This is a genomic window from Roseovarius spongiae (genome assembly GCF_003651245.1).
Lineage (GTDB): Bacteria > Pseudomonadota > Alphaproteobacteria > Rhodobacterales > Rhodobacteraceae > Roseovarius > Roseovarius spongiae.
In genome coordinates this window covers 935,731-957,730 of sequence record NZ_RAPE01000001.1, presented here as the reverse complement: position 1 = coordinate 957,730, position 22,000 = coordinate 935,731, and the positions used below count along the sequence as shown (strand labels likewise).

The following is a 22,000-nucleotide window of genomic DNA, read 5'->3' as shown; positions in this document are numbered from 1 at the left end:
AGGCCGGGCGGCGATCGCGGCGCCGTCCGGCCCGTTGCCCGGTCAGGCCGCGTCGCGCTCGTCCATCTGCGCGGGCTGGACCGTGGCGAGAGGATGCCCCGCGAAGGTTACGGCCGATCCCACCGGATGCAGCGCACGGTGAAAGCGCAGCACGGCGATCTGCGACAGCGTCAGCCAGCCGAAGATCAGGATCCAGAGGTAGAAGTTGAGATTGGCGCTTCCGGACTCGGTGAAGAGCGTCTTGCCGACCTCGTCGAGATCGGACAGCATCGCGACCCCGAGGACCACCAGCACGATCCCCGGCAGCAGTTGCGCGATCATGTAACCGACGCGGCCGACCGCGCCGCCCCGCGTCAGCATAAGCCGGATCGTGGCGCATTCCCAGTTGAAGAACGCCGGAACGAGCCGCGAGAGCGGCAGGCAGGCGAAAAGCCCGGCCAGCATCGCGCCGCACGCGATCGCGACCGCCGCCAGGGGATGCGCGTCCTGGGCCGCTACCAGCGTCATCTGCCAACCGACCAGGCCCAGCAGCGCGATGAACGCGGTCCCGATCAGCGCGGCCAGCGGCGCGCGAAAGAACAGCCCGATGAGCGTGAACAAAAGGACATAAGGCGCCGCGATCAGCGCCCCTAGCGTTATCGCTCCGAAGACTTCGCCCGTGGACAGTTTGTCGTCTGAATTCATGATCTTGCTTGCTTTCATGTTAGGAGGTTTCTTGGTCGAACACTCCGGCTAGCGCGCGATTGCGGCGGCATTTGGACGCTCCGCCGCCTTTCTTCGTTTGCGTCCCCAAATCGCGCTGCGACAAGCGGTCGCACCTATAGCGTGTGACGGATAACGCGCGCTCAACCCCGTCCAGCCCCACCTGTCCACGCGCGCGGGGGCTTGCAAAGCCGCGGTTTCCGTGGTCGCTCTGCACCGCCGGAAAAGGAGGGACGCATGGGCGCGATGATACTGACGGAAGTGAAGGACGGCGTCGGGATGGTGACGCTCAACCGGCCGGCGCGGCTCAACGCGCTCACCCGCGACCTGATGCTGGACCTCGCCCGCGCGCTCGACGGGTTGGCGGCGGATGACGCCGTGCGGGTGGTCTGCCTCACCGGCGCCGGGCGCGCCTTTTGCGCCGGACAGGACCTGACGGAGCGCGACCCGCGCGCGCATCCCGATCCCTTCGACCTCGAGGCGCTCCAGGTCGAGCTGTTCCACCCGGTCCTGCGGCTCATCGCGACGATGCAGAAGCCTGTCGTGGCGCGGGTGAACGGCCTCGCCGCGGGCGCAGGGGCGAGCCTTGCGCTGGCCTGCGACATCGTGATCGCGGCGCAGGGGGCGCGGTTCATACAGTCATTTTCCAAGGTCGGGCTTTCGGTCGATGCGGGCGGCGGCTGGGCGCTGGTGCGCGCGCTGGGGCCGGCGCGGGCCCGCGCGCTCCTGATGCTGGGCGAGGCGTTGGGCGCCGACGAGGCGGCGGCGGCCGGGCTGATCTGGCGCGCGGCGCCCGACGCGGCGCTCGACGCGGAAATCGCGGCGCTCACCGCGCGGCTGCTCGCCACGCCGCGCGGCGCGCTGCGGGGGATCAAGCGCGCCGTCGCCGCCGCGACCGAGGCGGAGGATTTTGACGCCTACCTTGCCGCCGAGGCCGCGCTTCAGGGCGAGGCCGGACGCGACCCGGACTATGCCGAGGGCGTGCTGGCCTTCCTCGAGAAACGCGCGCCTAAGTTTCGTTAAGGCCGGCGAGAACCGGCGCCTCACCGCCGCCCGGTTTGCAACGCGCCCGAACGCGCATACATCCCCCTCATCAGAGCGGGAAAGGTAGAAACAGGATGCTGAGCGTCAAAGAGCCGAAACCAAGGCTGTACGAGATCACCCTCTCGGGCGTGGTCGACCGCGCCGATGTCGAGACCATGAAACGTCACCTCGCCCCCGCGCTCGAATCCGGGGATCCCATGGCGATCGTGGTGCGCGCCGAGGACTGGCATGACATGACGGGCGACGCACTGATCGCCGACGCCCGGTTCGAATTCGGGATGCTGCCGCAATGGTCTTTGGTCCGCCGCGTGGCCGTCGTCACCGACAAGCAGGCCTTCGAGGCGCTCATGCGCTGGATCGACCCGGTCCTGCCGATGATCGAACTGCGCACCTTCGCCCCTGCCGACGCGCAGGAGGCCGAGACCTGGGCCGCCGCCTTCCGGGAGAAACCCGCGCCGGACGAGCCGGGCGTGCGCGTGGTCGAGGACGGCGGCGACGGGCTGCTGATCTTCGAGATCGACGGCCGGCTGAGCACGGAGGACGCCGACGCGGTGTTCGCCGCCTTCGATCACGCGGTCGAGGCGCATGGCAAGGTGAACCTGCTGGTGCGCGTGCGCGATTACGAGGGCTTCGACCTCGCCATGCTGGGCGATCGCGATCTGATGATGTCCAAGTTCGGCGCCATCGGCAAGGTCGGCCGCTACGCCATCGTCGGCGCGCCGGGCTGGATGCGCGCGGTGGTCGAGGCGGCGACCTCCTTCATGCCCTTCGACGCCCGCGCCTTCGACGCCTCCGAAGAAGAAGACGCCCGCGCCTGGGCCGCCGGGGGCTGACCGGCGTCGGGCGTTTCAACCGCATTCCGAAAAAGAATTCCGCCAGGCGGAATGACGAAGCGGCTATTTCGCTTTACACCTCCGGCCATCGCGATTGTGCTGACGGGTAGCAGCGAGACGCGGCGAAGGCATCCCGCCATCGCGGCGTTCGTCACATCGGAGGAGATGACAAATGAAGTTCTTCAAGCAGAGTGTGTATGCGGCCGCCATGATCGCGGCGGGCGCCGTTGGGGCGAAGGCCGAGACGCTGACCATGCTGTCGAGCTGGGACGAAAGCTACAACGCCGTCCCGGTCTTCGCGCAGGGCTTTGCCGAGCGGCTGGCCGAGAAATCCGGCGGCGATCTCAACGTCGAGATGCGCGGCCCCGAAACCGTGTCGCCGTTCGAGCAGTTGCAGCCGGTCTCGGCGGGACTGTTCGACATGCTGTTCACCCACGGCGCCTATCACATGGGCGAAACCGCGATGGCCTTCGGCATGGACGCGGTGAGCGACGACCCCGAAGCGCGGCGCGAAAGCGGCGTGTTCGAGGTGATCGACGCCCATTACGCCAAGCGGAACCTGAAGCTGATCGGCGTGTTCTCCGCCGCTTCCGGCTATCACATCATGCTGCGCGACCCGATTGGCGATGATGGCGCGCTCGAGGGGCGCAAGATCCGCGCGTCGGGCACCTATCATGACCTCGTGACCGAACTCGGCGGGTCGGTCGTGACCTTGCCCGCGTCGGAAATCTACTCGGCGCTGGAGCGCGGCGTGGTCGATGGCGCGGCCTGGCCGGTGTTCGGCGCGATGGACTACAAGTGGTACGAGGTCGCCAACCACATGACGCGCCCGACCTTTGGCGTCACCAACCTCACGCTGTTCATGAACCTCGACAGCTGGAACGCGCTGAGCGAAGAGCAGCAAACCATGGTGGTCGACACCGCCAAGGAGCTCGAGGTCGAGGGTCGCACCCATTTCGAGACGCTCTGGGCCGAAGAGGACGCCGCCATGCAGGAGGCGGGGCTCGCCATCACGGAATTCGGCCCGGAAACGGCCGAGAACGTGGACGCGATCTTTGCCGCCGGCGTCTGGAAACAGGTCGAGGCCAAGGCGGGCGAGGACGGCAAGGCGTTTCACGACCTGGCCGTCGAAAAGGGCATCACGGCCCGTTAAGCGCTGCGCGGGAAGGATGTGGATCCCATGAAGCGGCTCTTGTGGTTGCATGACGCGGTGACCGGGCTGGGCTTCTGGGTCGCGACCTTCGGCGTGCTCTACCTGACCCTGGTGACGGCTGGAGAAGTCTTCAGCCGTTACGTCCTGTCCGCCCCGACGGACTGGGCGCCGGACACGGCGGCGGTGGCCTTCGCGCTCATCACCTTCCTCGCGGTGCCGTGGCTCACGTGGAAGGCGGGCCATGCGTCGATGGATTTCGTCGTGCGCTCGGTCCGGCCCCGCCTGTCGGTCTGGCTGAAACGGCTGACCTATCTCATCGGCTGCGTCGTCTGCGCCCTTTGCGCCTGGATCGGCGGGGTCGAGACGGCGCGGCAAATCTCGAACGGCGTGATGATCGTATCGGTCACCCCGATCCCGAAATGGGCGGTCTTCGGGCCGCTGGTCTACGCGATGGGCAGCTCCGCGCTCTACTTCGCGCGTCACCTGGCGGCGAGCTTCGCCTCAAGCGATCGGAATCCTGCGACGGGAGGCGACGCATGGAGTGGTACATAGTCCTGAGCAGCGTCTTCGTGATGCTGCTGGCGCTCTTCATGATGGGGCTGCCGATCTTCCTGTCGTTCCTCGTGCTCAACCTCGGCGGGCTCTACCTGCTGACCGGCAGCATGGGGGGCATCCTCCTGGTGGTGAACTCGATGTTCTCCACCTCCACCAGCATATCGCTCGCCGCGATACCGCTGTTCGTGCTGTTGGGCGAGATCCTGTTCCGCTCGGGTTCCGTCAAGATCATATTCGACGCGGTCGACGCGCTGGTCGGCAATTTCCGCGCGCGGCTCTTCGCCGTCAGCATCGCGCTCTCGACGGTGTTCGGCGCGCTGTCGGGGTCGGCGATGGCGGTGGCGGCGATGATGGGTTCCTCGCTCCTGCCCGAGATGGACAAGCGCGATTACGACCGCAAGCTCTCGATCGGCACGATCCTCGCCGGGGCCAGCCTCGCGCCGATCATCCCGCCCTCGGTGATGGCGGTGGTGCTCGGGATACTCAGCAAGGTATCGATCTCCGCGCTGCTGGTCGCGGGCATCCTGCCGGGCATCCTGCTGGCGTCGGCCTTCCTGCTCTACACGATGGTGCGCGGGTTCTTCGACCCGTCCGTGGCGCCGCTTGCCGACAGCGCGGCGCGGCCCTGGGGCGAGCGCCTGCGCACGGCGCTGCGCGCCGCGCCGTTCCTTCTCATCATCGCGACCATTCTCGGGCTGATCCTCGGCGGCGTCGCCACGCCGACCGAAGCGGCGGCGAGCGGCTGCGTCGCGGCCGCCGTCATCTGCGCGATCTTCGGCAACCTGCGCCTGCCCTCGCTGATCGAGGCGCTGCGCGCCACCGCGTCGATCACCGCGATGATCATGATCATCATGGTGTCTTCCGTGTCCTTCAGCCAGTTGCTGAACCTGACCGGGTCGACATTCGAGCTGGTGCGGCTGGTCTCCGAGCTGGCGCTGCCGCTGGTGCTGATGTTCGTGCTGCTCCAGGTGCTGCCCTTCGTCTTGTGCATGTTCATCGACCAGATCGCGCTGATGATCATGCTGGTGCCGATCTACCAGCCGATCATCGGCGCGCTGGGATTCGATCCGCTGTGGTTCTGGACCATCTTCCTGGTCAACATGTCGATCGGGGGCATCACGCCGCCCTTCGGCTATACGCTGTTCGCGTTGCAGGGCGCGGCGCGGGGGGTGGAGATCCAGACGGTCTATCGCTCGGTGCTGCCCTTCATCGCGATCTTCATCGCCGTGATCGCGGTGCTGGCGATGGCGCCGCAGATCATACTGTTCCTGCCGTCGCTGCTGTGACGGCGCAGATATCGGGAGAGATGCACATGGACTTGGGAATTTCGGGCCGCGCGGCGCTCGTTCTCGGTGGCTCGAAGGGGCTCGGGCTCGGCTGCGCGCAGGCGCTGGCCGCAGCCGGCGTCCGCGTGGCGGTGAACGGGCGCGACCGCGCGCAATGCGAGGCGGCGGCGCGGGCGCTTGGCGCGGGCGCGGTCGCCGCGCCCGGCGACATATCGGACGCCGAGGCCCGGCGCGACATCGTGCGAGAGGCGCGCGCCGCGCTCGGCCCGCTCTCGATCCTCGTCACCAACGCCGGCGGCCCGCCGCCCGGCCCGGTCGAAGATCACGACGACGCCGCGTGGCTTAAGGCGCTGGAAACCAACATGCTGCCCGCGCTCGCCTTTGCCCGCGCGCTGCTGCCGGACATGCGCGAAACCGGCCACGGGCGCATCATCAACATCACCTCCTTCACCGTGCGCGAACCCTATCCCAACATGGGGCTGGCGACCGGCGTGCGCGCGGGGCTGACCGGCGCGATGCGCAGCCTGAGCCACGAGGTCGCCGCTGATGGCGTCACCGTCAACAACCTCGCCCCGGGGCTGATGGATACCGGCGCGCTCGAGCGGGTCTACAACGCGCAGGCGAAGGCCCGCGGGACCACGCCGAAGGACGCGAAACAGGCGATGGCGCAAAGCGTGCCGATGCAGCGGCTGGGCCGGGCGGAGGATTTCGGCCCCGCCTGCGCGTTCCTCGCATCGGTCCACGCCGCCTATATCACCGGTCAGAACCTGACCGTGGATGGCGGGCTGTCGCGCCCGCTGCTGTAACAGATCCGAAGGGAGACCCGGATGAGGGATATCGAGGACAGGGAATTCACGCTCGGCGTCGTGGGCGCCGGCGCGATGGGCGCGGGGATCGTGCAGGTCGCGGCGCAGAACGGGATCGCGGTGCGCGTCCATGACGCGGCCCCGGGGGCGGCGCAGGCGGCGAAATCGGCCGTGGGCAAGCGGCTGGCGCGGCTGGTGGAGAAAGGGCGGCTCGCCGAGGCGGACGCCGACGCGGCGCAAGCGCGCATCGAGGCGGCGCAAAACATCGAGGATCTCGCCCCCTGCGACGTGGTGATCGAGGCGATCATCGAGGATATCGACGCCAAGGTGACCGTGTTCGCCGCGCTTGAGGAAATCGTGGCGCCGGACGCGATCCTCGCCTCCAATACCTCGTCGCTGCCGATCGGCGCGATCGCCGCGCGGCTCAACCACAAGGCGCGCGTCGCGGGAATGCATTTCTTCAACCCCGTGCCGCTGATGAAGCTGGTCGAGGTGATCCCGGGCCCGGACACGACCGATGCGGTGATCGCGCAGGTGACCGCGCTGGCCGAACGGATGGGCCGCACGCCGGTCGAGGTGACGGACACGCCCGGATTCCTCGTCAATTTCGGCGGGCGCGCCTACCAGACCGAGGCGCTGGCGATCCTCCAGGAACGGGTGGCGACGCCCGCGCAGGTGGACGCGGTGATGCGCGACTGCCTCGGCTTTCGCATGGGCCCGTTCGAGCTGATGGACCTTACCGGCATCGACGTGAACTACCCGGTGAGCGCCTTCGTGCATGGCGCGATGTTCTCGGACCCGCGGCTGCGCTCGACCGCGCGGCATAAATATATGCTCGACACCGGGCAACTGGGGCGCAAGGCCGGGCGCGGGTTCTATGACCATGCCGAGGGCGCCGCGCGTCCCTCGCCCGACGCCGCCAGCGATGCGGCGCCCTGCGCGGCGGTCTTCGTCCCCGAGGGGCACGCCGACGCGCGCGCGCTGATCGAGGAATGCGGCGCCCAGGCGCTGGACGCGGATGACGGCGCCGCGCCGATTCTCGTCACCCTCATCGGCGAGGATTGTTCGGCCCATGCCGCGCGCACCGGGCTGGATGCGGCGCGGCTCGTGGCGCTGGACCCGCTGGGGGACACCTCCGCGCGGGTGACGCTGATGACCCCGCCGGGCGCGGATTCGGCCCTGCGCGACGCGCTGATCGCGCGGATCGCGCCGCAGCGCGCGGTGACGCTGATCGACGATTCGCCGGGTTTCGTCGCGCAGCGGATCGCGGCGATGGTCTGCAACCTGGGATGCGAGATGGCGCAGATGGGCCTTGCCGCGCCCGAGGGGATCGACACGGCGATGCGGCTTGGCCTCAACTATCCGCAGGGGCCGCTCGCGATGACCGACGCCATCGGGGCCGAGGCGGTGCTCGACATCCTGCGCGCGCTCCAGTGGCTCACCGGCGACGATCGCTACCGGCCGAGCCAGTGGCTGCGCCGCCGCGCGCAGCTGGGCCTGTCGGCGCTGACGGCGTGAACGCCGCGGCGTCAGAAGGCGCGCGCCTCGCGCCGCAGCAGGTCGGCGAGGTGGCCGCGCATCTCGGCCTCGCTCACGCTGCCGGTGGCGACGGGAATTGTGAGCGCGGCGATCTCCCCCTGGAAGGTGATCGGCGCGGCGATGCCGCCCACGCCCTCGCGCCAGGAATTGCGCACCACGGCGACGCCCTCGGCCATGCAGGCGTCGAGGGCTGCGTTGAAGGGTTCCGTCGGCTCGCCCCGGCGGGTGAGGTCGGCGCGCAGCCGCCCGGCGATCATGCGGCGCTCCTTTTCCGGCATGGCCGAGAGAAGCGCGATGCCGGCGGCCGAGACCTGCATCCTGAGCCGCCCGCCGGTGGCGAGCCGCACCGAGACGAGGTTGGTGCCCTGCTCCACGGCGACGAAGGTGATGTAATGCCCGTCGCGGATCGCCAGCGCGACGGTCTCGCCGGTTTCCCGCGCGATGGAATCGAGGTGGGGGCGCGCGCGGTCGCGCAGGCTCAGCCCCGCGAGCACGGGATACCCCAGCGTCAGGTTCTTCGGCGTCAGTTCATAGGCGCGCCCCGAACCCGCCGGGCGGATATAGCCCAGCACGCAGAGCGTGTGGGTCAGCCGGCTCACCGTCGAGGGGGCGAGGCCCACCGCCTCGGATATGGCGCGGTTGCCGATGGGGTGATGCGCGCGCGACAGGCATTCAAGAATGGCGAGACCACGGGCCAACGCGTCCACGAACTGCCTGTCGCCTTCAGCCATCTTGCCGCCCTTTTCGCCATAATTCCGCATAGCGGAACGTCTTTCCGCAATTCACCATTGCGCATAGCGCCCGGATCGTCACATGTCGAGAGGGCGCGCGGAATTTGCGCGCGGTTGCGGGAGGCAAGCCAATGTTGACAGGCGATATGCTGCGCCGCTCGGCCGAGCGGTTTCCGGACAAGCCCGCCATTCTGTGGCAGGGCCGCGCGCTCAGCTACCGGGCGCTCGACGAGGCGGCCAACCGGCTCGCCAACCGGCTGATCGACGCCGGCTTCGGCAAGGGCGCCAAGATCGGCATGCTCTGCCGGAACCGCACCGAATACGGCATCGCCTTCTTCGGCATCGCGCGGTCGGGCTGCGTGATGGTCAACGTCTCGGTGCTCTACGCGCCCGATGAGCTGGCCTTCGTGCTGGAGAAGGCCGACGTGGAGATGCTGATCTACGAGGACGCGTTCGCCGACAAGGTGGCCGCGATCCGTGAGCGGCTGCCCAGGCTCGGCAGGCTCGTGCGCATCGGCGGCGCGGGCGGCGATGAGGGCTTCGATGATTTCGTCGCCGCGGGGTCCGACCATTACCCGCAGGTCGACATCAACGAGGACGACCCGTTCTGCATGACCTACACGGGCGGCACGACGGGGCGGCCCAAGGGGGTGCTGTGCAGCCACCGCAACCGCGCGATCACCGCCCATACCGTCATGGTCGAGGAGGCGATCGACGAACGTGACGTGGTGGGCATCGTGACGCCGCTTTTCCACGTGGCCGCGCTCAACATCATGTTTCAGCCCGCGGTGCTGGCCGGGGCGACCACCACCCTTCTGACCAAGTGGGATCCGCGCGATTTCGCCGCGATGGTGCGGGGAACCGGCATGACGGCCGTCTTCGCCGTGCCCACCCAGCTTGCGATGGTGGTGAGCGATCCCGAGTTCGACCCCGCCGATTACGCCACCTGGCGCAAGGCGTCCTTCGCCGGGGCGCCGATGCCCGACTGGGTGCAAAAGGAGATGCTGGAGAAACTGCCCGAGGTTTCCATCACCCAGATCTACGGCCAGTCCGAGATGGGCGTGCTGACCTCGCTGCGCGCCTGGTATCTGCCCGAGAAGCTCGGCTCGATCGGGCGGCAGTGCTACAACGTGGACGTGGCCGTGCTTGACGCCGACGGCCAGCCGGTCGGCCCCGGCGAGATCGGCGAGATCGTGTCGCGCGGCGACAACGTCATGCTGGAATATTACAACGAGCCCGAACAGACCGCGAAATTCTGGCGAAACGGCTGGGCGATGACCGGCGACGTGGGCACCATCGACGCGGACGGGTTCATCACGCTGGTGGATCGCTCCAAGGACATGATCATCTCGGGCGGCGAAAACGTCTATCCGAAGGAGATCGAGGACGTGATCTACGCCCGCGACGAGGTGGCCGAATGCGCGGTCTTCGGCATCCCCGACGACAAGTGGGGCGAGGTGCCCGCAGCCTTCGTGCTGCTCAAGGCCGGCGCCACGCTGAGCGAGGAAACCCTCGTCGATCACTGCGCCGAGCGGCTCGCCCGGTTCAAGCGACCGCGGCACGTTGAATTCGTCGACGGGTTCCCCAAGACGCCCATCGGCAAGATTCAGAAGAACGTCCTGAAGGAACCCTTCTGGGAAGGCAGGGAGAAGAAGATATGAGCGAACGCTACGCGAGCTACGAGAAGCTGAAATTCGACTGGCCGGCCGAGCGCGTGCTGCGGGTGACGATGGAGAACCCCGGGCGCATGAACGCCGCCGACGCCGTGATGCATGGCGAACTGGTCCGCGTCTGGCGCGACATCGACGCCGACCCGGATGTGAGCGTCGCCATGATCCGCGGCGCGGGGGACGCGTTCTCGGGCGGGGGCGACCTCGACCTCGTCAGGGACATGACGCAGGATTTCACCACGCTGACGCGGGTGTGGAAGGAGGCGCGCGACCTCGTCTACAACGTCGTGAACTGCTCCAAGCCCATCGTCTCGGCGATGGAAGGGCCGGCGGTGGGCGCCGGGCTGGTCGCCGGGCTCCTGGCGGATGTCTCCATCGCCAGCCGCACGGCGCGGATCATCGACGGACACACGCGCCTTGGCGTCGCTGCGGGCGATCACGCCGCGATCGTCTGGCCGCTGCTCTGCGGTCTGGCCAAGGCCAAGTATTACCTACTGCTCTGCGAACCGGTAAGCGGCGAGGAAGCCGAGCGCATCGGGCTCGTCTCGCTCTGCGCCGAACCCGAGGACCTGCACGACAAGGCGCTCGAGGTGGCGGTCAAGCTGTCCAAGGGCTCGCCCTCCGCGCTGCGCTTCACCAAGTACGCGCTCAACAACTGGCTGCGCCAGGCTGGGCCGACCTTCGACACGTCGCTCGCGCTCGAGTTCATGGGCTTCACCGGCCCCGACGTGCAGGAGGGGCTGGCCTCGCTCCACGAGAAGCGACGCCCCGATTTCGACCCCGACTCGCCAATCTGAGGATCGCCATGACGGATGCCTATATCTGCGCCGGGCTGCGCACCCCCATCGGACGCTTCGGCGGCGCGCTCGCCCCGGTGCGTCCCGACGACATGGCCGCCCATGTGCTGCGCGCGGTGATGGACGCCGCGCCCGACCTGCCCCCCGGCGCGGTGGACGAGGTCGTCATGGGCTGCGCCAACCAGGCGGGCGAGGACAACCGCGACGTGGCGCGCATGGCCACCCTGCTCGCCGGTCTGCCCGAGAGCGTGCCGGGCGTGACGATGAACCGGCTCTGCGGCTCGGGGCTCGACGCGGTGGGCATGGCCGCGCGCGCGATCCGGACGGGCGAGGCCGAGGTCGTGCTGGCCGGCGGGGTGGAATCGATGACCCGCGCGCCGCTCGTGATGCCCAAGCCCGACGCAGCCTGGTCGCGCAAGGCCGAGGTCTTTGACACCACCATCGGCTGGCGCTTCGTCAACAAGGCGCTGGCGGCGCAGTACGGCGCCCATTCCATGCCCGAGACGGCCGAGAACGTGGCCGAGGATTTCAACGTCTCGCGCGCCGACCAGGACGCCTTTGCCCGGCGCAGTCAGGAACGCTGCGCGGCGGCGCAGGAGGCGGGGCGCCTCGCGCGCGAGATCGCGCCCATCGAGGTGCGCAAGAGCCGCAAGGAAACCGTCACCGTCGATACGGACGAGCATCCCCGCCTCAGCCCGCTCGAGAAGCTCGCCAGCCTGCCGACCCCGTTCCGCGAGGGCGGGACCGTGACGGCGGGCAACGCCTCCGGCGTCAATGACGGCGCGGCGGCGCTGCTGGTGGCTTCGGGCGCGGCGGCGGATCGCTACGGCCTCACGCGGATCGCGCGGGTTGCGGGCATGGCCACGGCCGGCGTGGCGCCGCGCATCATGGGCATCGGCCCGGTGCCCGCCACGCGCCGCCTGCTGGACCGGATGGGCCTCGCGATCACCGATATCGACCTGATCGAGCTCAACGAGGCCTTCGCGGCCCAGTCGCTCGCCGTGCTGCGCGAGCTTGGGCTGCCGGACGACGCGGATCACGTGAACCCCAATGGCGGGGCCATCGCGCTTGGGCATCCGCTTGGCATGTCGGGGGCGCGGCTCGCCCTGACGGCGGCGCTCCAGATGCAGACGGAGGGCCACAAGCGCGCGCTCTGCACCATGTGCGTGGGCGTCGGACAGGGAATTTCGCTGCTGCTGGAGACGCCATGACCGACGCGCCCGATATCGTCCTGCTCGAGCGGCCCGAGCCGGGGATCGCCATCGTGCGGCTCAACCGGCCGGACGTGCGCAACGCGCTCGACCTCGCCATCCGCAAGCGGCTGGCCGAGATTTTCCACAGCTTCACCGACGATTCCGACCTGCGCTGCGTGATCCTCACCGGGGACGACCGCAGCTTTGCCGCCGGCGCCGACATCGCCGACATGTCCCGCATTTCCACCGTCGAGATGTATCTTCGCCATACCGAGCGGCTCTGGGCCGCGATCGGCGATTGCCCGCTGCCGGTGATCGCCGCAGTCAACGGCTTCGCCCTGGGCGGCGGGCTGGAGCTTGCGATGCATTGCGACATCACCGTGGTCGGGCGCAGCGCGAAACTGGGGCAGCCCGAGGTGCGCGTCGGCATCATGCCCGGCGCCGGGGGCACGCAGCGGCTCGTCCGGGCGGTGGGCAAGTTCCGCGCCATGCGCATGTGCCTTACCGGTGAGATCATCGAGGCGCCCGAAGCCTGGGAGATGGGGCTGGTGAGCGCGCTGGCCGAGGATGACGAGGTGATGAGCGACGCGCTGGCGATGGCGCGCACCATCGCGCGGATGCCGCCCATCGCCGTGGCCCAGATCAAGGAGGTGATCCTGCACGGCATGGACGCGCCGCTTGACGCGGCGCTCGCGCTCGAACGCAAGGCGGTGCAGTTGCTCTTCGCCACGCAAGACAAGGCCGAGGGCATGGAAGCCTTCCTGCAAAAGCGCAAGCCGAACTTCACCGGGCAGTAGCGGCGGGGACGCCGCGCCGCTCAGAACGAGCGGGTCACCGTCGCGGACTGCATCCGCGCGCGCCAGTCGGGCGGCGGGGTGGCGGGCACGGACTGCTCGATCAGCCTGCCGATGCGCAGCACCTCCGCGTCCGAGAAGCGCGGGCCGACCACCTGCATCCCGACCGGCAGCCCGTCGGCAAGCCCCACGGGAACCGACAGCGCCGGGCATTCACCGACAAGGTTGAACGGGCTGGTCATGTCGATGCCCCGATACCTGCCCTCCGCGTCGGGCGCGTCGTAGTCGGAATCATCCGCATCCACGCGCTGCGCCGTCACCGGGCAGGTCGGCGTCAGCAGCGCGTCGTAGCGCCCGAAGAGCTTGGCGAGGTCCGCCCAGAGCCGGTGGCGCGTCGCCTCGAGCCGGCGCACCTCCACGCCCGAGACCTTGCGCCCGGCCTCCATCAGCGCCACCACCTCGGGATCCATCCGGTCGCGATACCCGTCGAGCGCATCGCCCCACGCCGCCGCCAGCACCACGCCCCAGAGCGCGAGCCAGTCGTCGTTGAGCGCGCGACTCCAGCCCGGATTCACCACGTCCACCGTCGCGCCCGCGTCACGCAGCGCCTCCGCCGCCGCCTCGATCCGCTCGCGCACGCCGGGGTCGACGTGATAATAGCCCAGGTCGACCGACAGCGCGAGGCGCGGGCGCTCCGCCGGCGCCACCGGGTAGACCGGGCCGGGGTCGGGTTGGGACAGGATGTCGGCGTCGTCCGGCCCCTGCGTCACCGACAGGAACAGCGCCGCCTCCTCCACTGAGGTGGCGAGCGGCCCGAAATGCGAGATCACGTCCGAGCCGAGCGGCAGGATGTCCATCGGGATCCGCCCGAGGCTGGGCTTGAGCCCCACCAGTCCGCAAAGCGCCGCGGGAATGCGCACCGAACCGCCCATGTCCGTGCCCTCGGCGATCGGTACGCAGCCAGTGGCGACCGCCACCGCCGCCCCGCCCGATGAGCCGCCCGGCGTGCGGTCCGCGTCATAGGGGTTGCGCGTCACCCCCCAGCGCGGGCTGTGGGTGAAACCCGAATAGGCGAATTCGGGCGTCGTCGTCTTGCCGATCAGCACCGCGCCCGCCGCCTTGAGCCGGCGCACGTAGGCCGGATCGAAATCGGTCGCCGCGTCGCCCGTGCTCCAGGACCCGCGGGTGGTGGGATGGCCCTTGGTCGGGGTGAAATCCTTGGCCGCGAAGGGCACGCCCAGCAGCGGGCGCTCGCCCCCGCCCTCGCCCGCGTCGATGCGGCGCGCGGCGTCAAGCGCGCCGTCGCGGTCGATCACCGTGAACGCGTTGAGCGGCGCGATCTCTTCGGCGCGCGCCAGCGCGGCCTCGACCGCCTCGGTCGCGCTGACTTCGCCCCTGGCGACGGCGCGGGCGATGGCGGCGGCGGTTGTCGGGATGCTCATGTCGCTTACTCCTCGGCTGGCGGCGCCGCGCGGCGCGCGGCGGCGAAACTCGTCCGCGACCCCGACCAGCGCCGGCGCAGGCAGGAACGTCACCGTCGCCAGCGCCGGCTAGACCGGGGAAGACCCCACCGCGATACCGCTGAACACGAAGATCGGCAAGGTCCGCGCGACGCCCGCAAGCCTAGAGGTGATGTAGAAGTCCCCCCAGGACGGGGAAAATCGTCGAAGCCACGCAGCTGCGGCGCGATCACGATATGCGCGACGGAACGTCCAGAACGAAAGAACCCGCCGGGGGCGCCGACGGGGTCTGTTTCGCATTATGTCGGCGGCTCAGAAGTCGAGACCGACCCGCACGCCGAGCGAGCCTTCGCTGAGCCCGTCACCGAAGACGCTGCCGATATCCATGCTGCCATACCAGCCGCTGTCGCTCTGGAAGCCGTAGGATACCTCGAGGCGGCCCATCAACCCGTCGCGTCCGTCGATGCGGGTCTGCATGGTGGCGCCGCCGGCCGTCGTCTGGGTCACGCTGAAATCATCGGCCATCGTATCGACCATCGCCGCAAGGTCGATGTACCCGAACTGCCGCCCCTCCTGCGCCGCGCCGGTGAAGGCGTAGCGCGCGCCAAGCGCGAGGATGTTCTGGTCATCGCTGAAGCCCTGCGTCGTCAGGCCGCCGTTGTTTTCCGTGAAGGTGTCGAATTCGACCCGCGCGCGCGTGACCTCGGCGTAAACGCCAAGCGAGCCGGGAAGCTGCGCGCCGCCAATCTGCGCGGCGTCAAAGTTGTAGCCCAGTCGCAGGCGTCCCGCGCGCCGCTCACCATCGACATCGGCGCTGTAGACATTGAGGAGACCGACGCGGTTCAGGTCGTAATCCAGATCGCCCAGCATGATGTTGACGTCGCCGAAAAAGCCTTCGTCGTTGATCCCCGCCGCGTAGAACGAGATCGAACGCTCATGCCCGTCCGCGTTCCCGACGCCCGCGTCGAAATTCGCGTTCACCTCCTCGTAGCCGAGGGCCGCGCCGACGATCGTCTGTTCGAACATCTGGTTGCGGGGAAGCGCGTAGTCCAGCGACGCGCCGATATAGCGCGCGTTGAAATCGAAACCGACGTTGTTCGTGGTCGGGTCCGTTGACCCCTGCGTGCCCTGGATCGCGAGCTCCAGGTTCCACGGGCTGGTCCGAGCGCCCGGAGCGCCCCCCGGTCCCGCCGCGAAGTTGCGCGCGACCATCTCGCCGTCGCCGGCGGACGCGCCAAGCATCAGCCGGTTGAAACGGCGGGTCGAGACGTCGAGGTGGTGGTTCATCGTCAGGAAGGCCACGTCCGCGGCCGCCCCGGCCGACAAACTGCTTGCTCCTCCGCCGCCGGGTCCGACGGGCGTGCCGCCCACCCCGGCAAAGCCGAAGATGAAGGTGTTGGGTTCGCCCGTGGTCTCACCCCCCGGGCTGCTGGGCTGCCCGAGCGAATAGACCTCGGCGCCGACCGCGGACAAGGCCAGCATCGCGTCGGCCTCCGACGCCGCGGCCCCGTAGAAGATCTTGACGTTCTCGGAATCGCCCGGGGCCAGGGCGCCCAGCGCGAAGTCAAAGGCCGCGCCGTGATCGGCCGGGCCGCTATCCGTGAAGTTGCCGTTCAGCACCGCATCCGGGGCCCTGGTCGAAAGCGGCACGTTGGGGTTGCCGTCGGCGAAACCGTCATCGGAGGACGCGCGAAGCCTCGCGGCCGGCCAGCCCTGGATCGTGACGTATTCGGAGAATTCGGTCGGCGGCACGTCCCAGTCCATCGCGCGGCGATAGACGAGATCCCCGATCGCGACGCCGGTGTTGGTCAGCTCCAGGTCCACCTGATAGAGGTTGTCGCTCGCCGACGGTGCGAAGGAGTGCGTGATGTCCATGCTGAATGTCCCGTCGCTGACGGACACCACGGAAACCGCCGCGTTCCCGGTCGAGGCGGCGTCGGTCCCGGCGCCCGAGGCGGTCACCGAAGAGGACGCGATATTGGTGTAGCCAAAGGACGCGCCGGCCTTGGCGTATTCGCCGGTCGCCATGTCGGCGACGCCCCAGCCTTCGCAGGCGCAGCCGGGGGCGAGCGCCTCGCCGCTGCCTCCCCCCGTGAGGCCGAGGAAGTTGAGACCGATACCGCCCGTCACCAGGTTCCCCGCCGGGTTGATCCCGATCTGAACCGTCCCGTTGTCGATCACCTCCTGCCCGATTGCGGCGGCCGGCATGAAGCCCGCAAGCGCGATGACGATGGCGGAAGTTGAAGTGGAAAATCGCATGTGTACCCCCAATTCGGACTCTAACAAATTCCTATCACCGCTTATCAAGTTTACGTGACATTAAGCAAGAGTCGAGCGCCCAGAATCGGGGATTTTTCTCGTTCTTACGGCCTCCTACCGGCTGACGCCTGCTGGTTCGGCGGGATGTTCGCGCGGGGGCCGGAATCGCAGCGACCTTTTCGGCAGCAATCGCGCGCCCGGCTCGGCCCCGCCCGCGCGGCGGCGGCGGGCGGGGCCGTGGCGGGTCACTTGAACGACCAGCGCTCGAAGTTGCGCATGCCGTCCGCCGGCAGGTCGGCCGACATCTGCCCGGGCAGGTCGATCTTGTCGTTGACCACCGTGATCACGTTGCTGAAGACCGGCGCGATCAGGCCGCCGTCCTCGTTGATGATCTTCTGAAGCTCGAAATACATGTCGCGCCGCTTGGCGGTGTCGAGCTCCGCGCGCGCCTCGAGCAGGATCTTCTCGAACCGCTCGTTGCTCCAGCGGGTTTCGTTCCAGGCCGACTTGTCCGAGAACGCGAGCGTCAGCATCAGGTCCTCGGTCGGGCGGCCCTGCCAGAAGGAGACGCAGAACGGCACCTGCGCCCAGACCTCGGACCAGTAGCCGTCGGTCGAGACCCGCTCGATGTTGATGTTGATGCCGCCCGCCTTGGCCTGCGCCTGGAACAGCTGCGCCGCGTCGAGCCCGCCGGCATAGATATCCGCCGCCGAAAGCGTCACGTCGAGGCTGTCCATGCCCGCCTTCTTGAGATGGTGGCGCGCCTTGTCGGGGTCGTAATGGCGCTGCGGCAACTCGTCATTGTAGAACCGCATCGAACGCGAGATCGGGTGGTCGTTGCCGAGGTAGCCATGCCCGCGCGCGATGGTCTCGAGCATCGCCTCGCGGTCGATGGCGTGCTTCATCGCCATGCGCACGTCCCAGTCGTCATAAGGCGCCTGGTCCATCAGCATCGGGAAGGTGTAGTGCGAATTGCCCGCCAGTTCGATCACCTGCACGCCCTTGGCCTGTTCCAGCAGGTGCAGCGTCTTGATGTCGGGCTTGTCGATCACGTCGACCTCGCCGGTCTGAAGCGCGCTCTGCCGGGCGACCACGTCCGCGATGTGCAGCGTTTCGACCTCATCGAACCACGGCCCCTCCTTGAAGTAGTTCGGGTTGCGCCTGGTGATGGCGCGCACGCCCGGCACCCATTCGACAAGGGTGTAAGGCCCGGTGCCGATGCCCTTTTCCCAGTCGGCGTCGGTGCTGCCGTCCGGCGCGATCGGAAAGTGGTAATCGGCCAGGATCGCCGCGAAATCGGCGTTGCCTTCCTCCAGCGTGAAGACCACCGAATGCTTGCCGTCCGCCTGTATGTCGCTCACCGCCGCGACAAGGCCCGCGCCGGTCGACCGCGAATCCTCGCCCCGGTGCTGGTTGATCGAGTGGATCACGTCCGCCGCCTCGAAGCTCTTGCCGTTGTGGAACTCCACCCCTTCGCGCAGCTTGAACACCCAGGTCTTCGCGTCGGGCGAGGCCTCCCAGCTTTCGGCGAGATCGCCCTGGATCGCGCCGTCGGGGCCAACCACGGTGAGGTTGTTCAGCAGTTGCCACTGCACGTTGACCTGGTGCATGTCGCCGCCGCCCAGCACCCCGAAGAGCGTGTCGGACGTGCTGCCCCCGCTCAGCCCCTGGCGCAGCCGCCCGCCGACCTTGCGCGCGGACGCCCGCGCCTCCTGCGCGAGCAGCCCGGCGGGAATGGCCGCCGAGAGGCCAAGCGCGGACATGCGGTTGATGAAGTCCCGGCGCGTCATGCGCCCTTTGTTCAGCGACGTCTTGAGGTCATCGATCTTTTTCATTTTGCGGTCTCCCTGTGGATCTGGTCCTGGTTGCCGGGATGGGGTTGGTCCCATGCCGGATCTTGGGGCGGATCGCCCGGCGTGACTGCCGGCGCGGCCGCGGTCTTCAGCACGGCGTCGATGGCGACGCAGTGGTCTTGGAATACGAAAAGCGGGTTGATCTCGATCTCGTCCAGCGTGTCGGCCTGCGCAAGCGCGCCCTTGCACAACAGGTGGATCGCGTCCGCCACCGCCGCAAGATCCGCCCGCGCCCCGCCGCGATACCCGTCCACGAGACGCGCGACCCGGAGGCGGCCCAGCGCCGCGGCGATGGTGTCGCGCCCGGCGGGCAAGAGCACGGTCACCGCGTCCTGCAAAAGCTCCGTCAGCGTGCCGCCGCTGCCGATGGTCAGCGCGAGGCCGAATTGCGCGTCGCGCCGCACGCTCACCAGCAGTTCGGCGATGGGGCGCGGGGCCATCGCCTCGATCAGCAGCCGGTCGGTGAAGGCGCCGCCGCGCGCCGTCACCTCGGCCTGCATCATTGCAACCGCGCGCGCGACGGCGGCGGCGTCATCGAGCCCGACGGCGACGGCGCCGGCCTCGGTCTTGTGCAGCACCTCCGCGCTCAGCATCTTGAGCGCGACGGGAAAGCCCACGTCCCGCGCCGCCTTCGCCGCGCCGGCGGCGTCGGTGACGCGCGCCTCGGGCACGGCGAGCCCGCACGCGCGCACCCAAGCCTTGCCCTCGGCCTCGTCGCGCGGGCTGGGCCGAACCGCGCCGCGCGGCGGGCAGAGCGGCGGGGGCGGCGCGGCGCGGATGCGCGCGCGCGCCTCGGCCCAGTCCGCCGCGCCCAGCACCGCGTTCAGCGCCTCGTGGATGCCCTGCATCGGCGCGACCCCCTGCCCGATCAGCCAGTCGCGGGTCTCCGCGTCCATGTTCTCGGGAATGGTGGAGCAGATCGCCGCCGGCAACCCGCAATCGCGCGCCGCCCGCGCAAACGCTCCGGCGTCGGCGCGGTAGAGCGGCAGCGACTCGTCCAGCCCGGCGGCGGGATAGTCCTGCACCAGGATCGCAGATTGCACGCCCTCCCGGTCCATCGCGGCGCGGAACGCGGGATAGGTCCGCTCCGCCTGCCCCCAGATCGGCGTGGTGTAGTCGAGCGGGTTCGACACCGTCGCGATGGGCGGCAACAGCGCCCCGAGCGCGCCCGCTTGCGCCGCGTCGAAACCGGGAAAGCGCAGCCCGATCTGCTCCGCGTGGTCGGCCAGCATCGCCGCGCCCCCGCCCGAGCAGGTGAACCCCGCCACGTCGCGCCCTTTGGGCGCGCCCGCGACGCAGAGATATTTCAGCGTCTCGAGGAACTGCGCCGGGCTGGCGACCGAAATCACCCCGGTGCGCGCGAACAGCGCCTCGTAAAGCTCGCGCGTCCCCGAGAGCGATCCGGTATGGCTCTGCGCGAGGGCCGCGCCGATGGCCGAATGGCCGGTCTTGAGCGCCACCACCGGCACGCCGCGCTCAAGCGCCGCAAGCGCCGCGCGCTCGAACCGGGGGACGTCGCGCAGCCCTTCGATATGAACGCCGATGGCGCGCACCTCATCGCGCGCCGCGAAGGCCTCGACGAAATCCTCGATCCCGAGCACGGCCTGGTTGCCCCCCGACACCATGTAGGCCAGCGGCAGCGACCGGCGGCTCATGGTGATGTCCGAGGAAAACATGCCGCTCTGCGTGATGATCGCGGCCCCCTGCCCGCCGGGACAGGCCCCGCCATGCGCGAAGGGCCAGAGCGCCGATTTCCCGACATAGTTGATGACGCCATAGCAATTCGGCCCGATCAGCGCCATGTCGCCCGCCGCGGCGCGCAGCGCGTCCTCGAGCGCTGCGCCCTCCTCATGCGCCTCGCGGAAGCCGGCGGAATAGCACACGACCCCGCCCGCGCCCATCGCGGACAGGCGCCGCAGCGCGCCGATCACCGCCTCGGCGGGAATGGCGAGATAAACGGCGTCGGGCGCCTCGGGCAGCGCGTCGATTTCCGCCACGCAGGACACGCCCGCCAGGTCGGCCCGGCGCGGGTTCACCGCCCATATCCGCCCCTTGAACCCCGCGCGGCGCGCCTCGCCGATGGCGATGGCCGCGTCCGCGCCGCCGACGAACGCGATGTGGCGCGGGTTCAGCAGCCGCTCGAAGTTATGCGCCTGCGCCGGCGTCATGCCCCGCGCGCCCGCAGCATCGAACGGGTGACGATATGGCGCTGGATTTCGCTCGTCCCGTCCCAGATGCGTTCCAGCCGGCTGTCGCGCCAGAGGCGCTGGATCGGCAGTTCCTCCATCAGCCCCATGCCGCCGTGGATCTGCACCGCGTCATCCGCGATCCGGCCCAGCATCTCGGAACAGAACACCTTGACCATCGCCGCGTCCGCGTCCTCCATCGCGCCGCGTTCATGGCGCGCGACCGCGTCGGCGACCATCAGGTCGGCCGCGCGCAGGTTCATCGCCCCGTCGGCAAGGCGGAAACCGGTGGCCTGGAAGCGCCCGATCGGCTGGCCGAACTGACGCCGCTCCGCCGCCCAGTCGGCGGCCATGTCCAGAATGCGCTCGGCCTTGCCGCAGCAAGACGCGCCGACCCAGATCCGCCCCATGCCGAGCCACTGGCCGGCGATCTCGAACCCCTTGCCCTCCTGCCCGAGTATCTGCCCGGGGCCAAGGCGCACGTCGTCGAAGCTGAGCTGATAGGTCTTGTACCCGCGATAGCTGACCGATTTGTTACCTTCGCGGCAGTCGAATCCCGGCGCGCCGATATCGACAAGGAAGGCGGTCACGCGCTTGCGCGGCCCGCGCGGCGTGTCGTCCTCGCCGGTGGCGGCGAAGACGATGGCGAAATCGGGCATGCATGGGCCGGAGATGAAATGCTTGGACCCGTTCAGGATCCAGTCGTCGCCGTCGCGCCGCGCGTTGGTCTTCATCCCCATCGCGTCCGATCCCGCCTCGGGTTCGGTCAGCGCGAACAGCTCGCGCTTTTCGCCGCGCACGGCGGGCAGCAGGTAGCGTTCGCGCTGATCGCCCTCGCAGGCGAGCAGGATTTCCGTGGGCCGCGCCGCCCAGCTGTGGAGCGCATGGCTCGTCTTGCCATACTCGCGCTCGATCAGGTGCATCGCCGTGAGCGGCAGGCCCCCGCCGCCCACGTCTTCGGGCAGGTTGCAGGCGTAGAGCCCAAGCTCATGCGCGCGCGCCTCGATCCGCCGACCGACCTCCTCGGGCACTTCGCCGGTGCGGTCGACCAAGTCCTCGTGCGGCGTCATCTCTTCGGCGATGAAGGCGCGCACGGTGTTGAGCAGCAATTCGTTCTCGTGATTCATTCGGATGGTCAT

18 protein-coding genes are annotated in these 22,000 nt (G+C 69.1%); 11 read left to right on the top strand and 7 right to left on the bottom strand.

The window, feature by feature from the left end; translation table 11 throughout:
• Positions 1-42: 42 nt before the first annotated feature.
• Positions 43-684: a hypothetical protein gene (locus D6850_RS04585; protein WP_147438853.1), complete on the bottom strand. Its 642-nt coding sequence runs from the start codon at positions 682-684 to the stop codon at positions 43-45.
• A gap of 255 nt (positions 685-939) precedes the next feature.
• Here D6850_RS04585 and D6850_RS04580 point away from each other — a divergent pair, with 255 nt between their 5' ends.
• The 7 genes from D6850_RS04580 to D6850_RS04550 all read left to right on the top strand — a co-directional run bounded on the left by D6850_RS04580 (position 940) and on the right by D6850_RS04550 (position 7,897).
• Positions 940-1,725, top strand: coding sequence for an enoyl-CoA hydratase-related protein (locus tag D6850_RS04580; RefSeq protein ID WP_121164200.1), 786 nt, complete (start codon positions 940-942; stop codon positions 1,723-1,725).
• A gap of 95 nt (positions 1,726-1,820) precedes the next feature.
• Positions 1,821-2,579, top strand: coding sequence for a SpoIIAA family protein (locus tag D6850_RS04575; protein ID WP_121164198.1), 759 nt, complete (start codon positions 1,821-1,823; stop codon positions 2,577-2,579).
• A 172-nt stretch (positions 2,580-2,751) separates the two neighbouring features.
• Complete coding sequence (gene dctP / locus D6850_RS04570; RefSeq protein WP_121164196.1) at positions 2,752-3,732, top strand: TRAP transporter substrate-binding protein DctP; 981 nt, start codon at positions 2,752-2,754, stop codon at positions 3,730-3,732.
• A 27-nt stretch (positions 3,733-3,759) separates the two neighbouring features.
• Positions 3,760-4,284, top strand: a complete 525-nt coding sequence (locus D6850_RS04565; protein WP_121164194.1) for a TRAP transporter small permease — start codon at positions 3,760-3,762, stop codon at positions 4,282-4,284.
• A complete protein-coding gene (locus D6850_RS04560; protein ID WP_121164192.1) occupies positions 4,269-5,573 on the top strand; it encodes a TRAP transporter large permease in 1,305 nt (434 codons plus the stop codon). Before D6850_RS04565 ends, D6850_RS04560 begins: the two co-directional genes overlap by 16 nt.
• A 26-nt stretch (positions 5,574-5,599) precedes the next feature.
• Entirely contained in the window at positions 5,600-6,379 is a 780-nt protein-coding gene (locus D6850_RS04555; RefSeq protein ID WP_121164190.1) for an SDR family oxidoreductase, read from the top strand.
• Positions 6,380-6,400: 21 nt separating this feature from the next.
• Entirely contained in the window at positions 6,401-7,897 is a 1,497-nt protein-coding gene (locus D6850_RS04550; protein ID WP_121164188.1) for a 3-hydroxyacyl-CoA dehydrogenase, read from the top strand.
• Positions 7,898-7,908: 11 nt separating this feature from the next.
• Here D6850_RS04550 and D6850_RS04545 read toward each other — a convergent pair whose 3' ends face one another.
• Positions 7,909-8,649, bottom strand: a complete 741-nt coding sequence (locus D6850_RS04545; RefSeq protein WP_121165106.1) for an IclR family transcriptional regulator — start codon at positions 8,647-8,649, stop codon at positions 7,909-7,911.
• A 131-nt stretch (positions 8,650-8,780) separates the two neighbouring features.
• Between D6850_RS04545 and D6850_RS04540 the strand changes: the two genes are divergently transcribed.
• From D6850_RS04540 to D6850_RS04525, 4 genes are read left to right on the top strand one after another with little or no spacing between them, the layout of a single operon-like run.
• Positions 8,781-10,310: a long-chain-fatty-acid--CoA ligase gene (locus D6850_RS04540; RefSeq protein WP_121164186.1), complete on the top strand. Its 1,530-nt coding sequence runs from the start codon at positions 8,781-8,783 to the stop codon at positions 10,308-10,310.
• The gene (locus D6850_RS04535; RefSeq protein WP_121164184.1) at positions 10,307-11,116 is read left to right on the top strand and encodes an enoyl-CoA hydratase/isomerase family protein; all 810 of its coding nucleotides are present in this window, start codon (positions 10,307-10,309) and stop codon (positions 11,114-11,116) included. The genes D6850_RS04540 and D6850_RS04535 overlap by 4 nt, the downstream gene beginning before the upstream one ends.
• Before the next feature lie 8 nt (positions 11,117-11,124).
• On the top strand, positions 11,125-12,327 hold the full coding sequence (pcaF, locus tag D6850_RS04530) for a 3-oxoadipyl-CoA thiolase (RefSeq protein WP_121164182.1): 1,203 nt from the start codon (positions 11,125-11,127) through the stop codon (positions 12,325-12,327).
• A complete protein-coding gene (locus D6850_RS04525) occupies positions 12,324-13,106 on the top strand; it encodes an enoyl-CoA hydratase (RefSeq protein WP_121164180.1) in 783 nt (260 codons plus the stop codon). The genes pcaF and D6850_RS04525 overlap by 4 nt, the downstream gene beginning before the upstream one ends.
• A gap of 20 nt (positions 13,107-13,126) precedes the next feature.
• Here the strand turns inward: D6850_RS04525 and D6850_RS04520 are convergent, their stop codons facing one another.
• The 5 genes from D6850_RS04520 to D6850_RS04500 all read right to left on the bottom strand — a co-directional run bounded on the left by D6850_RS04520 (position 13,127) and on the right by D6850_RS04500 (position 22,000).
• A complete protein-coding gene (locus D6850_RS04520; protein WP_121164178.1) occupies positions 13,127-14,545 on the bottom strand; it encodes an amidase in 1,419 nt (472 codons plus the stop codon).
• Positions 14,546-14,875: 330 nt separating this feature from the next.
• Positions 14,876-16,771 (bottom strand): autotransporter outer membrane beta-barrel domain-containing protein, encoded by a 1,896-nt coding sequence (locus D6850_RS04515; RefSeq protein WP_147438852.1) that lies wholly within the window; start codon positions 16,769-16,771, stop codon positions 14,876-14,878.
• Between the two features lie 296 nt (positions 16,772-17,067).
• On the bottom strand, positions 17,068-18,657 hold the full coding sequence (locus D6850_RS04510) for an ABC transporter substrate-binding protein (RefSeq protein ID WP_121164174.1): 1,590 nt from the start codon (positions 18,655-18,657) through the stop codon (positions 17,068-17,070).
• A complete protein-coding gene (locus tag D6850_RS04505; protein WP_121164172.1) occupies positions 18,654-20,843 on the bottom strand; it encodes an acetate--CoA ligase family protein in 2,190 nt (729 codons plus the stop codon). Before D6850_RS04505 ends, D6850_RS04510 begins: the two co-directional genes overlap by 4 nt.
• Positions 20,840-22,000: an acyl-CoA dehydrogenase family protein gene (locus D6850_RS04500; RefSeq protein WP_121164170.1), complete on the bottom strand. Its 1,161-nt coding sequence runs from the start codon at positions 21,998-22,000 to the stop codon at positions 20,840-20,842. Before D6850_RS04500 ends, D6850_RS04505 begins: the two co-directional genes overlap by 4 nt.

Excerpts from the sequence above, each read along its gene's own strand:
- D6850_RS04515 (WP_147438852.1), bottom strand. The coding sequence starts at position 16,771 with ATGCCGGCCGCCGCAATCGGGCAGGAGGTGATCGACAACGGGACGGTT.
- D6850_RS04540 (WP_121164186.1), top strand. The coding sequence starts at position 8,781 with ATGTTGACAGGCGATATGCTGCGCCGCTCGGCCGAGCGGTTTCCGGAC.
- D6850_RS04580 (WP_121164200.1), top strand. The coding sequence starts at position 940 with ATGGGCGCGATGATACTGACGGAAGTGAAGGACGGCGTCGGGATGGTG.
- D6850_RS04585 (WP_147438853.1), bottom strand. The coding sequence starts at position 684 with ATGAATTCAGACGACAAACTGTCCACGGGCGAAGTCTTCGGAGCGATA.
- D6850_RS04525 (WP_121164180.1), top strand. The coding sequence starts at position 12,324 with ATGACCGACGCGCCCGATATCGTCCTGCTCGAGCGGCCCGAGCCGGGG.
- dctP (WP_121164196.1), top strand. The coding sequence starts at position 2,752 with ATGAAGTTCTTCAAGCAGAGTGTGTATGCGGCCGCCATGATCGCGGCG.
- D6850_RS04565 (WP_121164194.1), top strand. The coding sequence starts at position 3,760 with ATGAAGCGGCTCTTGTGGTTGCATGACGCGGTGACCGGGCTGGGCTTC.
- D6850_RS04555 (WP_121164190.1), top strand. The coding sequence starts at position 5,600 with ATGGACTTGGGAATTTCGGGCCGCGCGGCGCTCGTTCTCGGTGGCTCG.
- D6850_RS04535 (WP_121164184.1), top strand. The coding sequence starts at position 10,307 with ATGAGCGAACGCTACGCGAGCTACGAGAAGCTGAAATTCGACTGGCCG.
- D6850_RS04575 (WP_121164198.1), top strand. The coding sequence starts at position 1,821 with ATGCTGAGCGTCAAAGAGCCGAAACCAAGGCTGTACGAGATCACCCTC.
- D6850_RS04550 (WP_121164188.1), top strand. The coding sequence starts at position 6,401 with ATGAGGGATATCGAGGACAGGGAATTCACGCTCGGCGTCGTGGGCGCC.
- D6850_RS04500 (WP_121164170.1), bottom strand. The coding sequence starts at position 22,000 with ATGACCATCCGAATGAATCACGAGAACGAATTGCTGCTCAACACCGTG.
- D6850_RS04520 (WP_121164178.1), bottom strand. The coding sequence starts at position 14,545 with ATGAGCATCCCGACAACCGCCGCCGCCATCGCCCGCGCCGTCGCCAGG.
- D6850_RS04510 (WP_121164174.1), bottom strand. The coding sequence starts at position 18,657 with ATGAAAAAGATCGATGACCTCAAGACGTCGCTGAACAAAGGGCGCATG.
- D6850_RS04545 (WP_121165106.1), bottom strand. The coding sequence starts at position 8,649 with ATGGCTGAAGGCGACAGGCAGTTCGTGGACGCGTTGGCCCGTGGTCTC.
- D6850_RS04505 (WP_121164172.1), bottom strand. The coding sequence starts at position 20,843 with ATGACGCCGGCGCAGGCGCATAACTTCGAGCGGCTGCTGAACCCGCGC.
- D6850_RS04560 (WP_121164192.1), top strand. The coding sequence starts at position 4,269 with ATGGAGTGGTACATAGTCCTGAGCAGCGTCTTCGTGATGCTGCTGGCG.
- pcaF (WP_121164182.1), top strand. The coding sequence starts at position 11,125 with ATGACGGATGCCTATATCTGCGCCGGGCTGCGCACCCCCATCGGACGC.